This is a genomic window from Faecalicatena orotica, assembly GCF_003149245.1.
GTDB lineage: Bacteria > Bacillota > Clostridia > Lachnospirales > Lachnospiraceae > Faecalicatena_A > Faecalicatena_A orotica.
Map to the genome: position 1 here is coordinate 632,521 of NZ_QGDL01000001.1, position 18,492 is coordinate 651,012.

The 18,492-nt window shown below is 46.5% G+C and carries 13 protein-coding genes; 2 read left to right on the top strand and 11 right to left on the bottom strand.

What is annotated here, in order from left to right; genetic code table 11:
• From A8806_RS02735 to A8806_RS02755, 5 genes are all read right to left on the bottom strand, one after another.
• Positions 1-960, bottom strand: coding sequence for a hypothetical protein (locus A8806_RS02735; protein WP_109729852.1), 960 nt, complete (start codon positions 958-960; stop codon positions 1-3).
• Positions 961-1,047: 87 nt separating this feature from the next.
• A complete protein-coding gene (locus A8806_RS02740) occupies positions 1,048-1,902 on the bottom strand; it encodes a helix-turn-helix domain-containing protein (protein ID WP_109729613.1) in 855 nt (284 codons plus the stop codon).
• Between the two features lie 71 nt (positions 1,903-1,973).
• Positions 1,974-5,288, bottom strand: coding sequence for a PAS domain-containing protein (locus A8806_RS02745; RefSeq protein WP_109729614.1), 3,315 nt, complete (start codon positions 5,286-5,288; stop codon positions 1,974-1,976).
• A gap of 201 nt (positions 5,289-5,489) precedes the next feature.
• Positions 5,490-6,983, bottom strand: coding sequence for an IMP dehydrogenase (locus tag A8806_RS02750; protein WP_109729615.1), 1,494 nt, complete (start codon positions 6,981-6,983; stop codon positions 5,490-5,492).
• Between the two features lie 131 nt (positions 6,984-7,114).
• Complete coding sequence (locus tag A8806_RS02755) at positions 7,115-8,344, bottom strand: dicarboxylate/amino acid:cation symporter (protein ID WP_109729616.1); 1,230 nt, start codon at positions 8,342-8,344, stop codon at positions 7,115-7,117.
• A gap of 1,493 nt (positions 8,345-9,837) precedes the next feature.
• Between A8806_RS02755 and A8806_RS02765 the strand changes: the two genes are divergently transcribed.
• Positions 9,838-11,007: a hypothetical protein gene (locus tag A8806_RS02765; protein ID WP_109729618.1), complete on the top strand. Its 1,170-nt coding sequence runs from the start codon at positions 9,838-9,840 to the stop codon at positions 11,005-11,007.
• Between the two features lie 9 nt (positions 11,008-11,016).
• On the opposite strand, the gene A8806_RS02770 is transcribed toward A8806_RS02765, so the two are convergent.
• From A8806_RS02770 to A8806_RS02795, 6 genes are read right to left on the bottom strand one after another with little or no spacing between them, the layout of a single operon-like run.
• Positions 11,017-11,391, bottom strand: coding sequence for a DUF5655 domain-containing protein (locus A8806_RS02770; RefSeq protein WP_109729619.1), 375 nt, complete (start codon positions 11,389-11,391; stop codon positions 11,017-11,019).
• A gap of 22 nt (positions 11,392-11,413) precedes the next feature.
• Entirely contained in the window at positions 11,414-12,499 is a 1,086-nt protein-coding gene (locus A8806_RS02775; RefSeq protein ID WP_109729620.1) for a mannitol dehydrogenase family protein, read from the bottom strand.
• A complete protein-coding gene (locus A8806_RS02780; protein ID WP_109729621.1) occupies positions 12,492-13,664 on the bottom strand; it encodes a mannitol dehydrogenase family protein in 1,173 nt (390 codons plus the stop codon). Before A8806_RS02780 ends, A8806_RS02775 begins: the two co-directional genes overlap by 8 nt.
• A gap of 52 nt (positions 13,665-13,716) precedes the next feature.
• On the bottom strand, positions 13,717-15,087 hold the full coding sequence (locus A8806_RS02785; RefSeq protein WP_109729622.1) for a xylulokinase: 1,371 nt from the start codon (positions 15,085-15,087) through the stop codon (positions 13,717-13,719).
• The gene (locus tag A8806_RS02790; RefSeq protein WP_109729623.1) at positions 15,084-16,097 is read right to left on the bottom strand and encodes a zinc-dependent alcohol dehydrogenase; all 1,014 of its coding nucleotides are present in this window, start codon (positions 16,095-16,097) and stop codon (positions 15,084-15,086) included. Before A8806_RS02790 ends, A8806_RS02785 begins: the two co-directional genes overlap by 4 nt.
• Positions 16,098-16,111: 14 nt before the next feature.
• A complete protein-coding gene (locus A8806_RS02795) occupies positions 16,112-17,215 on the bottom strand; it encodes an ROK family protein (protein ID WP_109729624.1) in 1,104 nt (367 codons plus the stop codon).
• Between the two features lie 89 nt (positions 17,216-17,304).
• On the opposite strand from A8806_RS02795, the gene A8806_RS02800 reads away from it, so the two are divergent.
• A complete protein-coding gene (locus A8806_RS02800) occupies positions 17,305-18,129 on the top strand; it encodes an MBL fold metallo-hydrolase (RefSeq protein ID WP_242995927.1) in 825 nt (274 codons plus the stop codon).
• Positions 18,130-18,492: the final 363 nt, after the last annotated feature.

An 18,492-nucleotide genomic window follows, 5' to 3' on the forward strand; every position in this document is an offset into this window, starting at 1 on the left:
CTAAACGGGGGCAGATATTCTTCCAAAATTCCGTAAAAACAACATGATATCAATAGCTTTGACACCCATCCACCAGTTTTCACTGATTGCGAATTCCTTCGCATACTTTTCTCCCAAATTAAACCAGTTCCATGTAATATTCCAGACTCCGCCCGGATTCCTCGTCTCCACCAGATAATCCAGTTCTTTTTCCACGATCTCCTCATTTCCCTTATAGAAAGGACTTTCAGTGGACGGGATGAATTCTGACGGTCTTGGTGTATACCCGGCCCATTTCTCAGGATTTCTCTCTATCCTCTGATTCACAGCCGCAGCCATCTTTTCCATCAGGCTGCCGCATTCAAAGGAGTCTGCAAGGCCGGTTCTCATAATCTCTCCCAACAGGGCCAGTACACCTCCGGCACCCATTTCACCTAAATCCTCTGTATCCGATACCTTTTCCAAAATCTGCTTTGTATATCCCGCAGCTTTCTGGAACAACGCAGAATCCCTGTCTGCATATCCGAGTACAAAGGCACACAGTGTTGCGGTCAGTCCTAAATCCTGCACCCGGTTGCTTTCCTCACTGTAACTCCACCAGGGTGCATGCGCATATAAATCATTGGACGGTACTGAAAAATGCCACCCTGCTTCATCACTATGTACACCGCTGTCAAGATAACGCAGAATCCCCTGTACTACAGGATGTGCGGCCCCTTCATTATCCAAAAAACCGATCCCTCTTAAGATACCGGTAACTACTACCGCACTATACGGTGCCGATTCCGGGTTCCAAATATCAGGCTCTATGGTACTGCTAAAGCCCCCGTCTTCATTCTGATAACAGGCAAGCGCCTGAACGACCTCTTCTCTGCTCCCGCCCTCAAAATGAAATTTCCACAGGGCCAGTTCCAGCTCCCTTGCATTTCTATGCATCCATGTGCGTACTTCCTGATACGCCTTTTGATCAAGTGTTTTCAATGCCGTTTCCTCCATTTGTCTTTTAGATATGATCATATCATACGATCTATACTCTGTATTGTAAAAAAACGACATTGAATTTTCCTTTTATCTCCAGCTTTGTGCGATCTTTCTCGCCTCCTCCGGCGACGTCCCGTGGAACCGCCTGAACTCTTTTTGCAGGTGTGACTGGTCTGTATACCCGTACCGGTATACGGCATCCAGTATGTCGAACTGAGGGTCTGTAACCAGATTATGCCATACATTCTGGTAACGCACCAGTGTGGCAACCTTTTTCGGAGGCAGCCCGATCTTCCCTAAGAAGAGCCTTTCCAGCTTCCGCGGACTGACGCAGCAGGATTCGCAGAGTCCCCTGACTGACACGCCGCCTGAACTGTCCAGTATGTTGTGAACCGCCTGAAACAGATCGGAATTCAGTTCCATATCTGCTAATTTACGGTACAGGAACTGCTCCACCCGTGCGATTCTTTCCTTCACCGTCAGCAGATAGAAAAACGGCTCAAAAAGGGACCTCCACTCTTTTCCAAGATCATCCATATCAAGATGAAGATTCCGGGTCTCCTGAAATTCCAGATTCAGGAAAAGATGTACCGCCCAGAAATGAAACCGGATGGCAAAAACAGTTACCACGTCTGTTTCCCCTCCCTGCACGGTTGTAAAAGGTAAGTCCTGAATCCCGCACAGCATACCAGTCATCGTCTGCTTCGTATGGTTGACTGAAAGTATGATATCCACACACGTGTCCGGAATAACCAGAACTTCTCTTCCTGCCGTCTTTGCAAGGTTCTCCCTAATTGTTCCCTCCGTACCTGCTTCGTTTGTAGTCCAGTAACAGGCAATGTATGGCCGCAAAGGTTCCCCCGGGAGATATTCCTTATATGTATAATCCGATAAAAACGGACGCGCCGTTATAGGATGGTATATTGTATGAAAGTTCAGCATGTATGTCTCCTCTTTATTTACGTCCGTACGGGACCTGTTCTATATCCTGCTGTCTGACTCACCCGTATCATTTACTTCCGGTCCAGATAATGATGCATGACACTAATCAGGTGGTCAACCTCAATAGGCTTCATCACATGTTCATTCATTCCCGCCTTCTTTGCACGGTAAACATCATCTGCAAACGCATTCGCTGTCAATGCTATGATCGGAATATCTGCTGCATCCGGACGCCGCCCCTCTGCCGCTGACTTACGGATTACTTCTGTAGCTTCGTAACCGTTCAATACAGGCATCTGGATATCCATCAGGATCAGGTCATATGTTCCCGGCGGATTCGTTTCAAACAAGTCTGCGGCCTCCTGTCCGTTTGCTGCACAAACAACTTCAATCCCATACATATCCAGTAATTCCTTCACGATCTCCTGATTCAGCAGATTATCCTCCGCAAGCAGAACCCTTGTACCCGTTTCAAATGCATATTCCATATCATCCGGCTTCTGGCTGCATGGCACACTGCCGTCCTCCGTTTCCGGCACCAGCTTAAGATAGATGGTCACTATGAATTTTGTACCCCGGTTTATTTCGCTTTCCACCTGGATGGTGCCATTCATCATTTGCACCAGATTCCTTGTTATCGCAAGCCCCAGACCGGTTCCCTGAGTCCAGCCGACACGCGGGTCTTCCGCCCTTTCAAACGGAAGGAACAATTTTTCCTGAAACTCTTTCGTCATTCCGATTCCATCGTCTTCCACTATAATTTCATAGCAGCCGACTCCGCTTTCACTGGATAGTTTTTCCTCCAGACAGATGCTGATATTTCCTTCCTCACCGGTATACTTCACCGCATTAGACAAAAGATTCAGAAGCACCTGCTTGACACGGGCGGCATCACCACGAACGGCATTGTGCTCCATTTTTTTTACGCTTACTGAAAAATGCTGCTTCTTTGAGCCGGCCTCTGGCTGTATAATCTGTGACACATCTTCCAGTAGTTCAGTCAGCCGTATCGGTTCCTCATTCAGACCTACATTTCCAGATTCTATTTTAGACATGTCCAGCACTTCATTGATCAATTCCAGCAGGTGCGCCCCCGACAGGCTGATTTTCTGCAGGCAGTCCTCGATTTTCTCCTGACTGCCTATATTCTTTTCCGCAATCGCTGTCATTCCCATGATCGCATTCATCGGTGTCCGGATGTCATGGCTCATTCTGGATAAGAAATCCGACTTGGCCCTGTTTGCACGGTCCAGTGAGTGATATGCTTCCTCCAGAGCGGCTTTGGCCCTTTTTTCTTCTTCATAATATTCCAGTTCCCGCTGTTTCTCTTCACTGATGTTCCTGAATGCGATGATAATCGTCCTTGGTTTTCCGTTCTCAATAGAAACCGGGTAAATTTCCAGTCTCAGCCAGAGGTCAGGATTCTGATGCCGGAATTCAACTTCCGTATGTTCATTCTTCCCTGTCAGTTTATTCAGAAGCCACTCTCTCTGGCAGATTTCTGCCACCCTGTTTAAGTCATCCTGATTGATGCTGTGCAGGATGTATTTCCTTAATCCCTCTGTAAACGAACCCCTCCGGGGAAGGATATCCCCTTCGTTCACCTCCGGCATACGGACTGCATAATAATTGTCCTGAAAAAGGTCTACATAAAACATACTGATATAGACATCGTTGATTGCCTGCAGCGCCGACTGGTTCATATACAAACGTTCACTGTTCTCAAAAAGCTTTGACTTCATGCTGTGTATATTCTGCAGTGCCCCCACAACCCGGGCCGGCCTTCCTTCTTCCGTGATCAGCCTGCAGTTTACCCGGAACCATATAAACTTCCCTCTTTCTCCTCCCGGAGTCGTACAGCGTACATCAAACACCTCACTGCGGCCGTGGCAGATATTGTCAAGCACCTTGGGGGCGTCATCCGGATGCACAATCTGCTCATCCAGAATGATTTCCGAATAACGGTTCAACTCATGCCGCACAACCCCGCCGCCTGCCTGTGGTTCATAGCTGATAAACGTATCGGTATCCATCAGGTACTCGAACATGACTGCCGCACTCGCCTCCATTGCCACGCGGTACAGGTCCTGTTCCCGGTTGAGCCTTTGCTGGAGGTTTTTCCGGGGTGTGATATCGACTACGGTCCTCTGTATAATAAGCTCTTTCTCAGCTGTCATCCCAACGATCATGCTCGTCCCGTCCATCCAGTGGATAGAACCGTCTTTCCACTTCACACGGTATTCAAGATCCTGCCGGTCCCCTGTCTGGTGAAGCTTTGAATAATGTGCTCTGATCTTTTGCTGGTCTTCCTCCAGAACTGCACCAAGTACGCCGTCATGCCAGTCGTTTACCCCTTCCTCTATATCACGGTATCCCATGAGTGATACAGTTGCCTTATTAAGGGAAATGAGCTGGCTTACGCCGTCATTTCTCTGTACGAAACGAATAATCCCGCACGGTACTGTATCATAGATACTTGTCAGAAGCTCAGTCTGCTCTCTCAGCCGCTGGGCATCCTCCTCTGTCCGGGTGATATCCAGATAGAGGCTGTTGACCATCCACCTGCCATCCACATCCTGTGCCTTTTTCCCGCTGTCCATCACCCACTTCAGACTGCCGTCCCTGCAGCGCACCCTGTAACGGGTAGAATAAGTCAGGCCGCCGTCCCTGAATGCCTCCGCACAATCGGCAAGTGCTTTATCCAGATCAGGAGGATATACTGTTCCTACCGCCGTCCCGCCTGTAACTTCCATAAATTCTTCCACCGTATATCCAAAGAGGGCCGCCGCCTCTTTGCTGACAAATGCGAAAGAATAGGTGTCATCATCATTACTGATCTTAAGCCCTCCGGCAATAGAAGACATAATCACTTCCAGCTGGCGGTTCTGCTGTTTGATTTCCTCTTCCAATGCAGTCAGGCGTTCCTGAACATAATCAAAGGACTGCCGTCCGATTTTTTCCGGGAAAATTTCTCCTTCAACCATTTCCTGATAAGGGTTGGAACAATGAATGTGTACACACTTCATTCCATCTTCTGTATCCTGAAGTACAAAGGTAACTCTCTGATGGACTTTGAGATACATCCCGGTATCCGGATTCGTCGCAATCCACATACGCCCCGATACGACATACATATTCTCAGCCGGACAAATGACCTCATATTCCTCGTCTGATATCGTGCAGTCCGGTATTCCCTCTTTAAACTCACGAAACTGCGTGATAATGTTGTCCCTCCCTGTGAGATATTCCTCTTCCCCGGCCCCGAACCATGAAATCTGCATTGCAAAATGGTCAATAATCCATCTTGTATCGTGCTCGCAGTAATGCTTGTGCATCATTAGGCTGGCTATTCTTCTCGCTTCTTCTATCCGCTGATTTTTATTCATGTCTGCTGCTCCTGCCCTCTATAGACTTATGTATGCATCATTATATCATAAATACAAAACCCGCGAAATACTTCATTCCATATTTCAGTTTACATTCCGGCGCATATGCAGGGAGAAAATAATCCGGACAGCATCCTCTATGTTTCCTAGAACGCTGCCCGGATAAAAATGTGTATCTTATGCTTCTGTAAGTTTTCCGCGTTACCTCTTGTCTCTGAGTGTCACATCATGTGCCCCGCCTTCAACAATACTTGTGGACGATACCAGTGTGATCTTCGCCTTTTCCTGAAGTTCCGGAATTGTGAGTGCACCGCAGTTGCACATCGTAGAGCGTACTTTGCTTAACGTCTGGTCGACATTGTCTTTCAGACTTCCCGCATAAGGAACAAAGGAGTCGACTCCTTCCTCAAAGGAAAGCTTCTTATCGCCGCCCATATCGTATCTCTGCCAGTTTCTTGCCCTTGCACTTCCTTCGCCCCAGTATTCCTTCATGTAGCTTCCATTGATATTGACCCTCTTAGTCGGGCTTTCGTCAAATCTTGCAAAATATCTTCCAAGCATAACGAAGTCGGCTCCCATTGCAAGTGCCAGTGTGACATGGTAATCATGCACGATTCCGCCGTCTGAACAGATTGGTACATAGATTCCTGTCTCCTGATAATACTCGTCTCTCGCTTTTGCCACCTCGATCAGGGCCGTTGCCTGTCCCCTTCCGATTCCTTTCTGCTCACGTGTGATGCAGATTGCACCACCGCCGATTCCGACTTTTACAAAGTCCGCACCCGCTTCTGCGAGGAAACGGAACCCATCCGCATCGACTACATTGCCGGCGCCTACTTTTACACTGTCGCCATACATCTCCCTGATATAGTCAATCGTCAGTTTCTGCCATTCTGAAAATCCTTCTGAACTATCAATACAAAGAACATCAGCCCCGGCTTCCACCAGCGCCGGAACTCTCTCTGCATAATCCCTCGTATTGATTCCCGCTCCTACCATATATCTCTTCGAACCATCAATCAGCTCATTCTCATTCTTCTTATGGGTATCATAATCCTTGCGGAAAACCAGATATACAAGTTCCTGATTCTTGTTGACAAGAGGAAGGCAGTTGATCTTGTGTTCCCAGATGATGTCATTGGCCTCTTTCAGTGTTGTATCCTCGTCGGCGTATACAACATTCTCAAGCTTTGTCATGAAGTCCTTTACCTTCGTATCCGCATCCATCCTGCTTACCCGGTAGTCCTTATTCGTCACGATACCCAAGAGCTTCCCGCTCGGACTTCCATCCTCCGTAACCGCTATAGTGGAATGCCCTGTACGCTCTGTGAGTTCCAGTACATCCTGAAGAGTCATCTCCGGTGAAATATTGGAATCACTTACTACAAACCCTGCACGGTAGCGCTTTACCTTTTTAATCATCTCCACCTGGTCTTCAACAGACTGTGAACCAAAGATAAATGACAAGCCGCCTTCCCTTGCAAGTGCAATTGCCAGTCTGTCGTCGGATACGGACTGCATGATTGCAGAAACCATCGGAATATTGATACTAATCGCGGGCTCCTGTCCTTTTTCGTATTTCACCAGTGGTGTCTTAAGGCTTACCTTTGCCGGAATGCACTCTGCAGATGAGTAACCCGGAATTAAAAGATATTCGCTGAAAGTCCTGGATGGTTCTTCGTAATAAAATGCCATGATAATCCTCCTTTTTTGGCTGCTGTTCTTATGATTAACATATTTTCAGAATTATATGTTCCTATCGTACCACAATCAGCGCTGACAGAAAACCCCAAAAGTTACCAAAAAAGGAGGCTGTTTTACCAGATTTATTTTGCTTTCTTTGCTTCTTTCTTAGACTCCAGCCTGCTGATGATAATGGAGCAGGCAGCATCTCCTGTGATATTGACTGTTGTCCTTCCCATATCGAAGATTCTGTCCACACCGGCAACCAGTGCAATTCCTTCCACGGGAAGTCCGACACTCTGCAGCACCATCGCCAGCATGACCATACCTGCCCCCGGAACACCTGCCGTGCCGATAGACGCAAGAGTTGCAGTCAGCACAATCGTAACCATCTGGCCAAGCGTCAGGTTTACCCCATAACAGGTTGCGATAAATATAGCACAGACGCCCTGATAGATAGCAGTACCGTCCATGTTAATCGTAGCCCCCAGCGGGAGTACAAAGCTAGCCACATCCCGTCTTGCCCCCAGCTTCTCTGCACATTCCAGATTCAGTGGAAGTGTTCCCACAGAAGAGGCACTGGAAAAGCCCATAATCATTGCCGGTGCCATGCCCTTAAAGAACTTCAGGGGGCTGACCCCGCCTAATGTCCTGACAGTTGTCGAATATACCACAACTGCATGGATAATGTACGCAATATATGCCGCCAAAAGTACCATTGCCAGAGAACCCAGAATTTCCGGACCATTCACTGCCACAACCGGTGTAATCAGACAAAAAACACCGAATGGGGAAAGCTTCAGTATCATTGTCATGACTGCCATGCTCACATCTGCCAGACTGTTAATCCCTTTTGCCAGTGCCTTTCCCTTTTCCCCTGCAACGATGATTCCAAAACCAAAAAACAACGCAATGACGATCACCTGAAGCATCGTGGCATCCGCCATCGGCTGGATGAAGTTCGACGGGAAGATATTCACAAGTGTATCCATAAAGCTGACTGAATCTGCTGCCTCATATTCGAGTCCGCTCGTCTGGAGCACATGGAATGTTCCTTTGAACACATTTGCCAGAATCAGGCCGATCACTACCGCAAATGCAGTCGTACACATATAATACACGACTGTCTTCCATCCAATCGAACCTACCTTACGAATATCGCTCATAGAAATAACCCCCGCAATAATCGATGTCAGTACGATAGGAACAACGATAAACTTCAGCAGGTTCAGGAAAATCGTTCCGAACGGCCTGATGTAGCTCTCCGCCCACTCTGCCTTACCGGTAAGCATGAAGATAAGTCCTGCCACGATCCCCAGTGCCAGCCCGATAAAGATTTGCATTGCCAATGATAGCTTCTTTTGTTTCTGCATAATTCCGTCCTCCAATTTATATATATTTTATATACAAATTATAAAATATTTATAATTGTAATGCAATCTTTATTTTTCCAATTAATTTGTTAGATAATTCACAATGTTCTGAAATCTTTCACTTATTTGTGAATTGTTTCGGACATATATCATATGTAAATTTGACTTCTTTAGTTTCTGCTTTATTTCTTTTATCTGGTATTTTTTCGAATATCTGTTCTGTTTTTTATTGAAGTCACTGTATAAATCTGGTAAAATAGACCCAGCTACCAGATAAGACATCTTCACAAAGGAGAAACATAATGAAGGACATAAAATTTTTTTTAACTAATCTCCTCTTGCCATATGAAAAAATATGGACTATATATATGGCCGCTGTTACTATTCTTGCCGGTATCTGCTTTAACATTTTTCTTGCCTTGAAATTTCATTGGGTCATGATTCCTTCACATCCAATGTTTCCATTCTTTATAGGTACGAACTTTATGTTTCTGCTCTGTTTTCTCATTTTCATACTGGAGTCCTTTTATCAGCGCCTGCTCGTTCGTTTCTTAGCGCCATTCTACAGCCAGGTTAAAACAAATGATCTTCGTCACTTCACTTATATGGAATATCATCAGATGTTTTCACAGATATTTCCTTTGAATGACCACCTGGCAGATATTAAGAAAAGATACCTTCCTTTTTTATACTGTTCCAGATTTTTAATGATACTATTGTATCTGACCATTTTGTTTTTATGTGGGACAGCAGATTATTTTTTCAGCCGGGTCCCCGTAGTTAAGACATCTTTTTGTTATTATCATTTTTTCATTATAATTGCCCTGATCATATATTTACTTCTGATCATGCATTTAAATACTTCAAAACTTCCTGACATGCCTCAGGCAAATAAGTGGTTCTTCTTCATACTTATTGTCCTTTATATTACAGTAAAATCAGTCTCCCTGAAACAGAATTATACATTCTTCAATGATTCGGAGCCATTTATGGTACATATCATAAATTTTACAGAAAATGCTTTATTTCCTTTATTATTGATCTGCCTTTATTTCAATGTCACAACCTCAAAATATATCTGCTTTGATATACGGCAGAAGTTAAATCTCTATGACACTTTTATGGGGGCATATATTTCATTCTCCGACATATTGTATACCCTGGAAACAGACACAGAAACTCTTGCACTCCTTTGCCGTTACTCAGCATACAAAGATCACAAATCAGAAACGATACACATTGCTTCAAACAAGTACCCTGACGAAAAAATGCACTGGCTTTTATCCCAGCAGGATTTACTGTTGGAATGCTGCTGTCATTTTTCCGGGGATATGCTCAGCCGTTGTCAACAGATTTTTCAAAGTCTTCCTGATTGGTCGCTTTGTCTGCTGGACGAGGATTTCCCGAATAATATGATACAGTTTTTAGAAGAAAATCGCTGAGCATGCAGAATTTTAGAAAAATCACCAGAATTCACAGAGTGAGGTAAAGCTATGAGTACAGAAGATAACAAAATCATTCATTTTCCGGGTTCTGACCCGGAAAACGAAAAAATTACGAGTAAGAAACAATTGCTTAAATCTTTCATTCATAAACATTTATCTAAAAGTTTTATTGCATTTGTGCTGGGGACGATTTTAATACCGGCCATTGGTTTCGTTCTTGGTCCTTATTTCAGCAAGAACATTGGGCGGACAAAAATCACAGACACCTATACCCTAAACTATACCAGCGCTGTATCATCAGCATCACTGGTCAATTATAACGAGCCAGACCATTCTTCAGTACGTGAAAAATACACATTTGCCTGTGCTGTCAGAACCTGTTTCTCCTGTAGCAAGACTTCCATAGCGCAGGCAACTGATAATACACTGAATATACTGTCAATTCATGATTACAGTGAGCCTGTGCTGAATTATCACTGTCTTGCGAACGGCAATACCGTTAATTTTTATATCGTCAATTCCGGTGATGCCGCCGGATGTCCAGAAGGCGTTACCCTATTAGCGAAACAGACAGATACCGGCAGTCCCACAGACTCTCCCGTTCTTCCCTGGGATAAAGTAGCAAAATCTGACCCTGACGCAGCATTTCCGCTCAAACCTGCCCCTGTCGAAGGCGGGGACGGTATCAAATACTATTCATTCGAACCAAGCGACTGGGCTTTTTCATTCATGCAGGATGGCGGACAAATTGAACTGTATGGAAAAGTTGAAAACAAAACAGAATCAGCAGAGTTATTTTTTGGAATTATGTGTTTGTATGAGGGACGCCTTATTATAGAAGGCGGCGGAGCAGGTCCCGGGGACTCAAATATCCTGAACTATGTTTATATCCCCGTTGACCACACCAGTGCAGGCGACATTATCCCGATCCATTCTACCTTTTTAATACAGGACCGGGCCGCCGCAGATACCGTCCTGATACCGGATAAATCCTGCAGGCTTAAATACTCCCTCACCTATAAAATAGATGGCAAAGAATTAACCGCCGGCCCCTTTACAACCACAATCCATGTCCCCCTCTATGAAAACATGAGTACACTCAACATTGCCAATTATATGAATGATGCCGGTATGGATTATTACCAGTATACATCAAATCCTGAGCTTCAGGAAAAGGTCGGCCATGATCCGGTCCGTATTGTAGAGGGATATTACTAGACATGCCTGCTACTTTAGCAGTGCAAATTCATAGGCTTCCCTGATCCAGCCCATCAGTTCCTGATCAATCTCATCTACATCTTCCACAATTACATGATGCGTCCACCGGTTTGGATAGGGCTCCACTGCCTGCATGATCCGCGGCGATTCCAGCCGGTGTGACAGACCAAATGTAACGATGATACAGATTTCGGGCCATCCTTTTCTTCTTCTGACCGGAAGCGAAACAAATGCAAAGTTATACTTGTTTTTGAACGAAATCTGGGTCTTTTTTACTTGAATCTCAATATACGCACACTCTTTCAGGATTCTTTCCTCAAATGCCTGATATATCGGCAGGGCCTGGGGCATCTTATCAAAAAACAATAAAGTATCAGCTGTCATAATCGTGCTTTCTCCTTTCAGGTTAGTCCCTCTTCTCCTCAATTCTGCCACACAATTGACGTGCATATTTTAATATTCCCTCAAACAGAGGATCTGTTTTCTCCAACCCGCAGATCTTCTCCAATATTTCTTCATAACTGTTTTCTGCTTTGATCCTGCGCCACTCTTCCTCACCTTCCTGGTCATACACTAACATTGCCCCCGCCGTCATTTCTAAGACGGCTGTATCTTCCCCATATTTTTGAAGCAGCTTCAGCGGCCCGATGACTCTTTCGTTACTCGTCAGTTTCCTCTGTGGTTCGCGGGCGTTGCGCGCAATGGTATCGGCGATTGTCCTGTCGCAGAATTTTGCCCGTGACAGGGCGGCGAATTCCTGCTGGTCTTTTTCATCATAGCCAAATTCGAGGCACAGGACACGGTTCGTCGCCGCATAATTCTTATCAAGCAGTTTCAGAATCTCCGGATCATTTGCCGCCTCGCCGTAATCCGTGTATCCCCGGATATATCCGAGATATGCGATCACACAGCTTGCGGCATTGTATGTAAAAAGCTTCCTTGTCAGGAAATTGCCGAAATGATCGATTGGTTTTACCCCTTTTACCGGCGGGATATATCCATTTAACAGCTGTGCATCACACTGCAGATACGGGTAGTTCTCTGAATAGATGTCCAGACCGCCGTCACTTGTAGTCGTGCAGAATACCGTTGCTTCGCTTATACTCACATTTTCTTTTCCGATTACGCTGCGCAGGGTTTCCGAAGGCCGGGAAGCATTTTCACATGTAATGATATAGCAGGGGGTATCCTCCAGTTTTCCTCTGAGCGATTCTCCGACTGCTTCCAGATTAGAGCCGCCCACAGACACGAAGATCAGTTCCACATCTGAAAAATCAGCCTCCTCCCATGTATATGCATGATAATGGTCAACTATAAATTTGGGACGTACATCTCCAAAAAAGGTGATCTGAAAGTTTCCCTTATCGTTTAGTTCTCTGACCAGTTTTGCATCTTTATCCACAAACATGATCTCTAAATGATCCTCTGTCAACAATCTTCCCACAAATCCCCGTCCGGTTTTTCCCGCACCGATTACCGCAATTTTACTCATTGATCCATCCTCTTTCCTTCAACAGTTCTATCTTTGATTTGATCAGTCTTCCCAGCTCCCCGTCTGCATCAAGTCCGCATACATTTACAAGCACGGCGTCTATGCCCTCTTCTTTTCTAATCCGCTCCAGTTCCCGGGCAAACGGGTCACTGTCATTTTTGTAATAGACAGCCGCCGCAATTGCCGTCGCCAGGTGCTCCGGCACGATCCCGTATTCCTGCACAAGCCGTGCAGAACCGACAAGGCGGTCCTCCCGGCCAAGCTTTCGCAGGGGATCGCGCGCATTGCGTTCAATAAAGTCTACAATCTTGTAATCCTGCAGTTTGCGCTTTGAGGTCCGCGTGAATGCAAGCTGTTCCTCCAGCGGAAACTGGTGTTTCTTTGACAGTGCCTGTGCCGTCTCCCTGTACACACCTTCCAGAACTTCCAGAATCCGCTCGTCGTGTGCGGCATCCGCAAGTTTATCATACCCCAGAAGCGCACCAAGATAGGATACCGTCCCGTTTGCCGCGTTGTAGGTGTAAAACTTCCGCTCAAGAAAGCCTGTAAATTCCTCAACCAGCTTCAAGCCCTGAATATCCGGAAGTTTCCCGGCAAGCCGGGAAGCATCAACAGGCAGCTCCCAGAAATCCTGAACATTAACAATCAACGGGTCCTTCTTGAGAAGTTCCTCCTCCGATTCAATTGCCGACCGCATGATGACAGCCTCCGTAATGCCTACGTGTTCCTCCAAATAGAGTTTCGCGTCCTGGCAGATCATTTCATCCATAGCATCCTGAAGTATCTGTGCCGGCTGTTTCCAGTTTTCACACGTAATAATATTCAAGTCTTTGCCCGTCACCGCTTTTCTCTCGATCCCTTTTGCCAGCAGTTCTGTTATGCCGCCAAGATTTTTCCCTCCCACAGCTGTAAATACACATTCTGCCTCTGCGATGGCCTCCGTGATTTTCTCCGGCTCAGAGAACTTTAGTGCCCTGACACCTTTCACGACACAATTCTTATCACTGTTTCCAAGAATGTTTACCGTGTAGCTTCCCCGCTCGTTAATCAGATCGGCCAGCGTGTCGTTATATTCGATAAATGTAAAATCAATCCCGCTTAAATACAGCAAATGCCCGATAAATCCTCTGGCAATCTTTCCTGCTCCAAATATTACACAACTCATATTTTCTCCTTTTCTGTTACTGTGCCCCCCTGTTGGCGTGCACAGTACCTCTTTATCTGCCGCCTGTCAGGTTTTCTTTTTCTGTAAACAGCGCTTCCAGCGAAGGATACAGCTTTTTATATAGTTCAAATCGTTTCAGTAATATATCCCGGTAAGCCCCCGTCGGATAGATCACTGTATCTGTTTTACACAGACTGTGTGCCGCATTCTCGAGATCATCAAACAATCCATTTCCCACACCTGCAAGCATAACGGCCCCCATAGCAGAGGTATCATTTTCTTTTAAGGTCCTCACAGGCATCCCGAACAACTCCGCTTTCAGCGTATTGAGCGTCAGGTTTTTCGCCGCGCCGCCTGTCACTACGAGGGCCCTGCCTTCCGCCGACAGCTGAGTGTAAATGTGATACAGGCTGAACACAATCCCCTCCATTACTGAATAGGCCAGATGACATTTTTCACATTGTCCGCTGATACCGAAGAACACTCCTCTTGCATCCGGATTCCATATAGGAGCCCTCTCCCCGTTCAGGTATGGCAGAAAAATTGGAGGGTTGTCCCGGATACACGTTTCAATGTCTGCCTCCGGCGAAAAGTTTTTCAGGCAGAAATCCATTGATGCCCCGCTGGATGCGGTAACCCCGTAGTGGATAAAATCTTGAAAATATGGACCGCTCACCATTTTTGTATCACGGATTATCTGTTTCGTTAATACCCCGATATGCTCACTCGTACCCGTAATATCAAACACTTCGTTTCGGACCCCCATGCCCAACAGCCCTGCAAAAAAATCATTGCATCCTATATATACTGGTACGCCCGGCTTGAGTCCTGTCTGCGTATTGCTGACCTCCCCCGCTTTCTCCCAAGGGTACATGACCGGAGGGAGCGCCCCTGCTTCTATCCCGGCATATGCAAGTCCCCATTCACTGTACTGTGCCGTTTCCAGATTTGCCAGCCCTCTCCACGAATACAGGTCTGTCACCCGGTTTCCGGTCAGCGCTTCACAGAGGAAATCCTTTGGCTGGCAGACAGTTTTAAAATTTCCGTAATGCTTCTTTATGTACATCAGCCGCGGAATCGGGTAAGAATGTATCTCCGGATGGGGCATCGAGATTTCCCTGAGAAATACATCTGCCCCGATTTCTTTCCTCAGTATGTCCAGTTCTTCTTTCCCTTCCGGTGACCTCCAGCTGATAACATCCCTGCCATCCACCACATATGTCCCTACCTGTGAAGACAGTCCCACCGCGGTGACGGATGAAGCGTCTATTTTCCCGACCGCCTGATACACGGCTTTTATCCATGACTCACATCCTGAGCCGTCATATGTTTCTTTCACCTTTCTGACGGTACCGTCTGTATACCACTGAAGCAGCTTCACAGACGACGTTCCCAGATCGATTCCAAGTATACTCTGTCTCAAAATTGAAACACCGCCTTTATGAATCCTTTCGGCCTGCTTCTTACCATTGCAAGCCCTTCTTCAAATTCCTCCAGATTCAGCTTCTTGCTTACAAAGCTTTCTATGTCAATCAGGCCTTCGGCCATATACGAAACAGCCTTTTTATGCATGTTCCAGTTGTTTCCTGCTCCGACCACCCTGAGGTTGTTGATATGGATATCGTCCATGCGGATGCTCATCGTTTTCCCCCTGCCATATCCGGCAAGTGCAACCGTTCCACCTTTTCTTGCAATCTTGAGGCAATTCTGTATGCAGGATTCTATCCCAGTGGCATCAATCACCACATCGGAGCCGCCCGGATGCAGTCCTTTCATGACTTCCACAACATCCTCTTTTTCCGTTTCTATGGTAGCGCAGGCTCCCAGATTTCTTGCTTCTTCCAGCCGTTTTCCGGTGGACGCACATACTACAATCCTGCGTATTCCCATCGCCTTTGCCGCAGCCAGCATACACAGGCCGATGGAACCGGCCCCCATGATCATCAGGGTATCCCCGAATTTTGCCCCTGCCTTTTCAAGCGTTCCGAGTGCCACCCCAAGAGGCTCGCACAGTGCCCCGTGGTCAAAGGACACCTGTCCGGGAAGTTCACAGAGACCATAGGCGGGCACAATCACATACTCCGCATAGGCTCCGTTTCTTCTGAATCCGATTTCCTCAAATTCGCTGCAGTATCTCCAGTTACCACTCCTGCACGCATCACATTTCAGGCAGACCACGTCATTGCTCCCGATCACACGTTTTCCGATCCATGCTTCATCCTCTGCACTTCCCACGCTGTCAACAATCCCGCTCCATTCGTGTCCCGGAATCAGGGGGTAGTTTGCCGGGATATTGCCGTCTATCACCTCCAGATCCGTGGCGCAGATGGCCGCGGACTTTACTTTCACACGCACAAAACCGGCCGGCGGCTCTGGCTTTTCCACCTCTTTCAGTAAAACGGTTCCCGGTTTCTCAACTACAATTGCCTTCATGTTTTCATTCCTCCTCACAATTTTATTTTCCTGACTGCCTGATTCAGTGCCATCGCTGCAGCCCCGTAACAGGCACACCCCGCATCTGTTATGGAAAATGCTGCCCTGTCATTGATCCGGGTTACAGGCTCCATAAAAAATCTTTCGCTCTCCATAAGTTCCCCGCATAGAATGATATCCGTTATATGAAATATTTTTCGCATATTATAAATCGAAATACCAAGCTTCGTCCCCATATCCTCAAATAGTGCCTTCGCCTGCGTTTCCCCCGCACCGGCGGCTTCTATCAGGCTTTCCAGAGTTCTTCCTGAAAGCTTTTCCAAACCATTGACCGAGGCATAGGCTTCCAGACATCCCCTGTCTTTGAAGGAATCTGTGTCCTTGTCCCATGCTGCCAGTGTATGGGCGATTTCAAAGCGTCCCGTCCCCTTCAGGATAACAGCGTCAAGCATCACTGCCATGCCGATCCCCCTGTCGATTCGAAGAAGGATGGCGTTTTGCACCTCGTTAGTTTCGGCATAGGCGTGAAGGATACAGTTCGGATCGTGCTCCAGCCAGACGGGAATTCCATATCTCTCCTCAAGCAGCGCTGCCAGAGGCACGCTGTCCCATCCTCCACACTGGGCAATACTCACAGAAATCCCGTTTTCGGCATCCACGACACCCTGCATAGCTGCGCCGATCCCGATGATTTCAAACTTTTTACTCTCTTCGTCTGTAAGCGCCTGATCCAGAATCCTATTGATGCAGCCGAGTAATTGCTCTTTGCTGCTGTAGCATGTTGGACAGTTCCACGTCTTCAGCGTCTCACTCTTCAGATTCACAAGCGCCGCTTTCATCCCTGTAATATTGACATCTATCCCCAGTGTACAGTACCTGCTGCCATCCACTTCCAGATAAGACGGCGTCCGCCCCGGCCCTGTGTTCCCATCCGGCTTTTGTTCAGTTACAAAGCCATTGCCGATCAGACGCGCCGTAATATTGGAAACGGCGCCCCAGCTCATCCCTGTCACTGCCTCTATCTGCTTGCGTGTGATCTGCTTCTCCTCCCGGATCAGATGGAAAATGTCGATGCAGTTTTCGTGTTTCATGTACTCCTGATTCATAAACCTTTTCAATGCGCGGAGTCCTCCTTGACTATTATATCACTCGATGATATAAACATTTTATCATCCGGAAATAGAATCGTCAATAAGGAGAATGTCATATGTTAAAAGAGGAAATCATGGCGGTAAAAACGCTGGATCACCAGATCGCAGTCTTCTATCTCGGTCAGGAAGGTTTCCTGATCCGGTATCAGGGGACATCCATCCTGATCGATGCTTATCTTTCAGATTACGTAGACAGGAATTGCTGTACAGACAGTGTGGTATGGAAAAGGAAATACGATGCACCAATCGACGCGTCAGAACTGGATTTTATAGATTATGTATTCTGTACACATCCCCATTTCGATCATGCAGACCCGGACACACTCACAGTCCTAAATAAAGTAAACAAGAATATCACTTATATTATTCCTTACTCATTGGAGGAATTGATGATCTCTTACGGGATACCAGAAGACCGGATTCGATGTGCCGATGCAGATCAGGAGATGAAACTTTCGAATCTGCTCGTCACACCTGTCCCCGCCGCTCACGAGCAGCTTCATAAGGATGAGAATGGACATTATAAAGAACTGGGATATCGGATACAGTTCGGAGAGGATGTTACTATTTTCCACGCCGGAGACTGCTGCCCTTATGACGGGCTGAGTGAACGGCTGAAAGGGGTGGATATTGGATTTCTTCCCGTGAACGGACGTGATTATTACCGCTTAAGAGAGGATATCATCGGGAACATGGACAGCAGCGAAGCCATACTGCTTGCGAAAGAAACGGGTATGAGTCTCCTTGTCCCCATGCATTTCGACTTGTATGCTGTGAATGAAGTAAACCCGGCCCATTTCGTTGACCGGCTCTTTGCACTGAACCGGATGCAGAGATTTCACATATTCGCCCCGGGGGAAAGTTATATCTTCGGAAAATAAGGCTGCCAATAAGTCTTTAATTACGAATCGCCAGTTCCGGCAAATGCCGGTTCTGGCGATTCAGATTTGTTCCGTTAAGATAATCATTTTCGACTATTTTATTTCAGTAAATTTTTAATCTTTTCAGCACAAACATCAACAAAAGTATCGAATTTCACATGATCAAACAGATCATAATATGCTTGATTGTGCTCTTTGAAGTCAGGAGACTGCACCTCGTCATTATTGGGAACATACTCCCAATATGCCCACCAGTTATTGGTACCTGGTAGTATCAAATATTAAAGTTTTGCCTGTTCTGCACTGATCTTCCCAGCATCCACACGCTCTACAATTGGCTCTGCCGCTGCATGTCTGTGCACT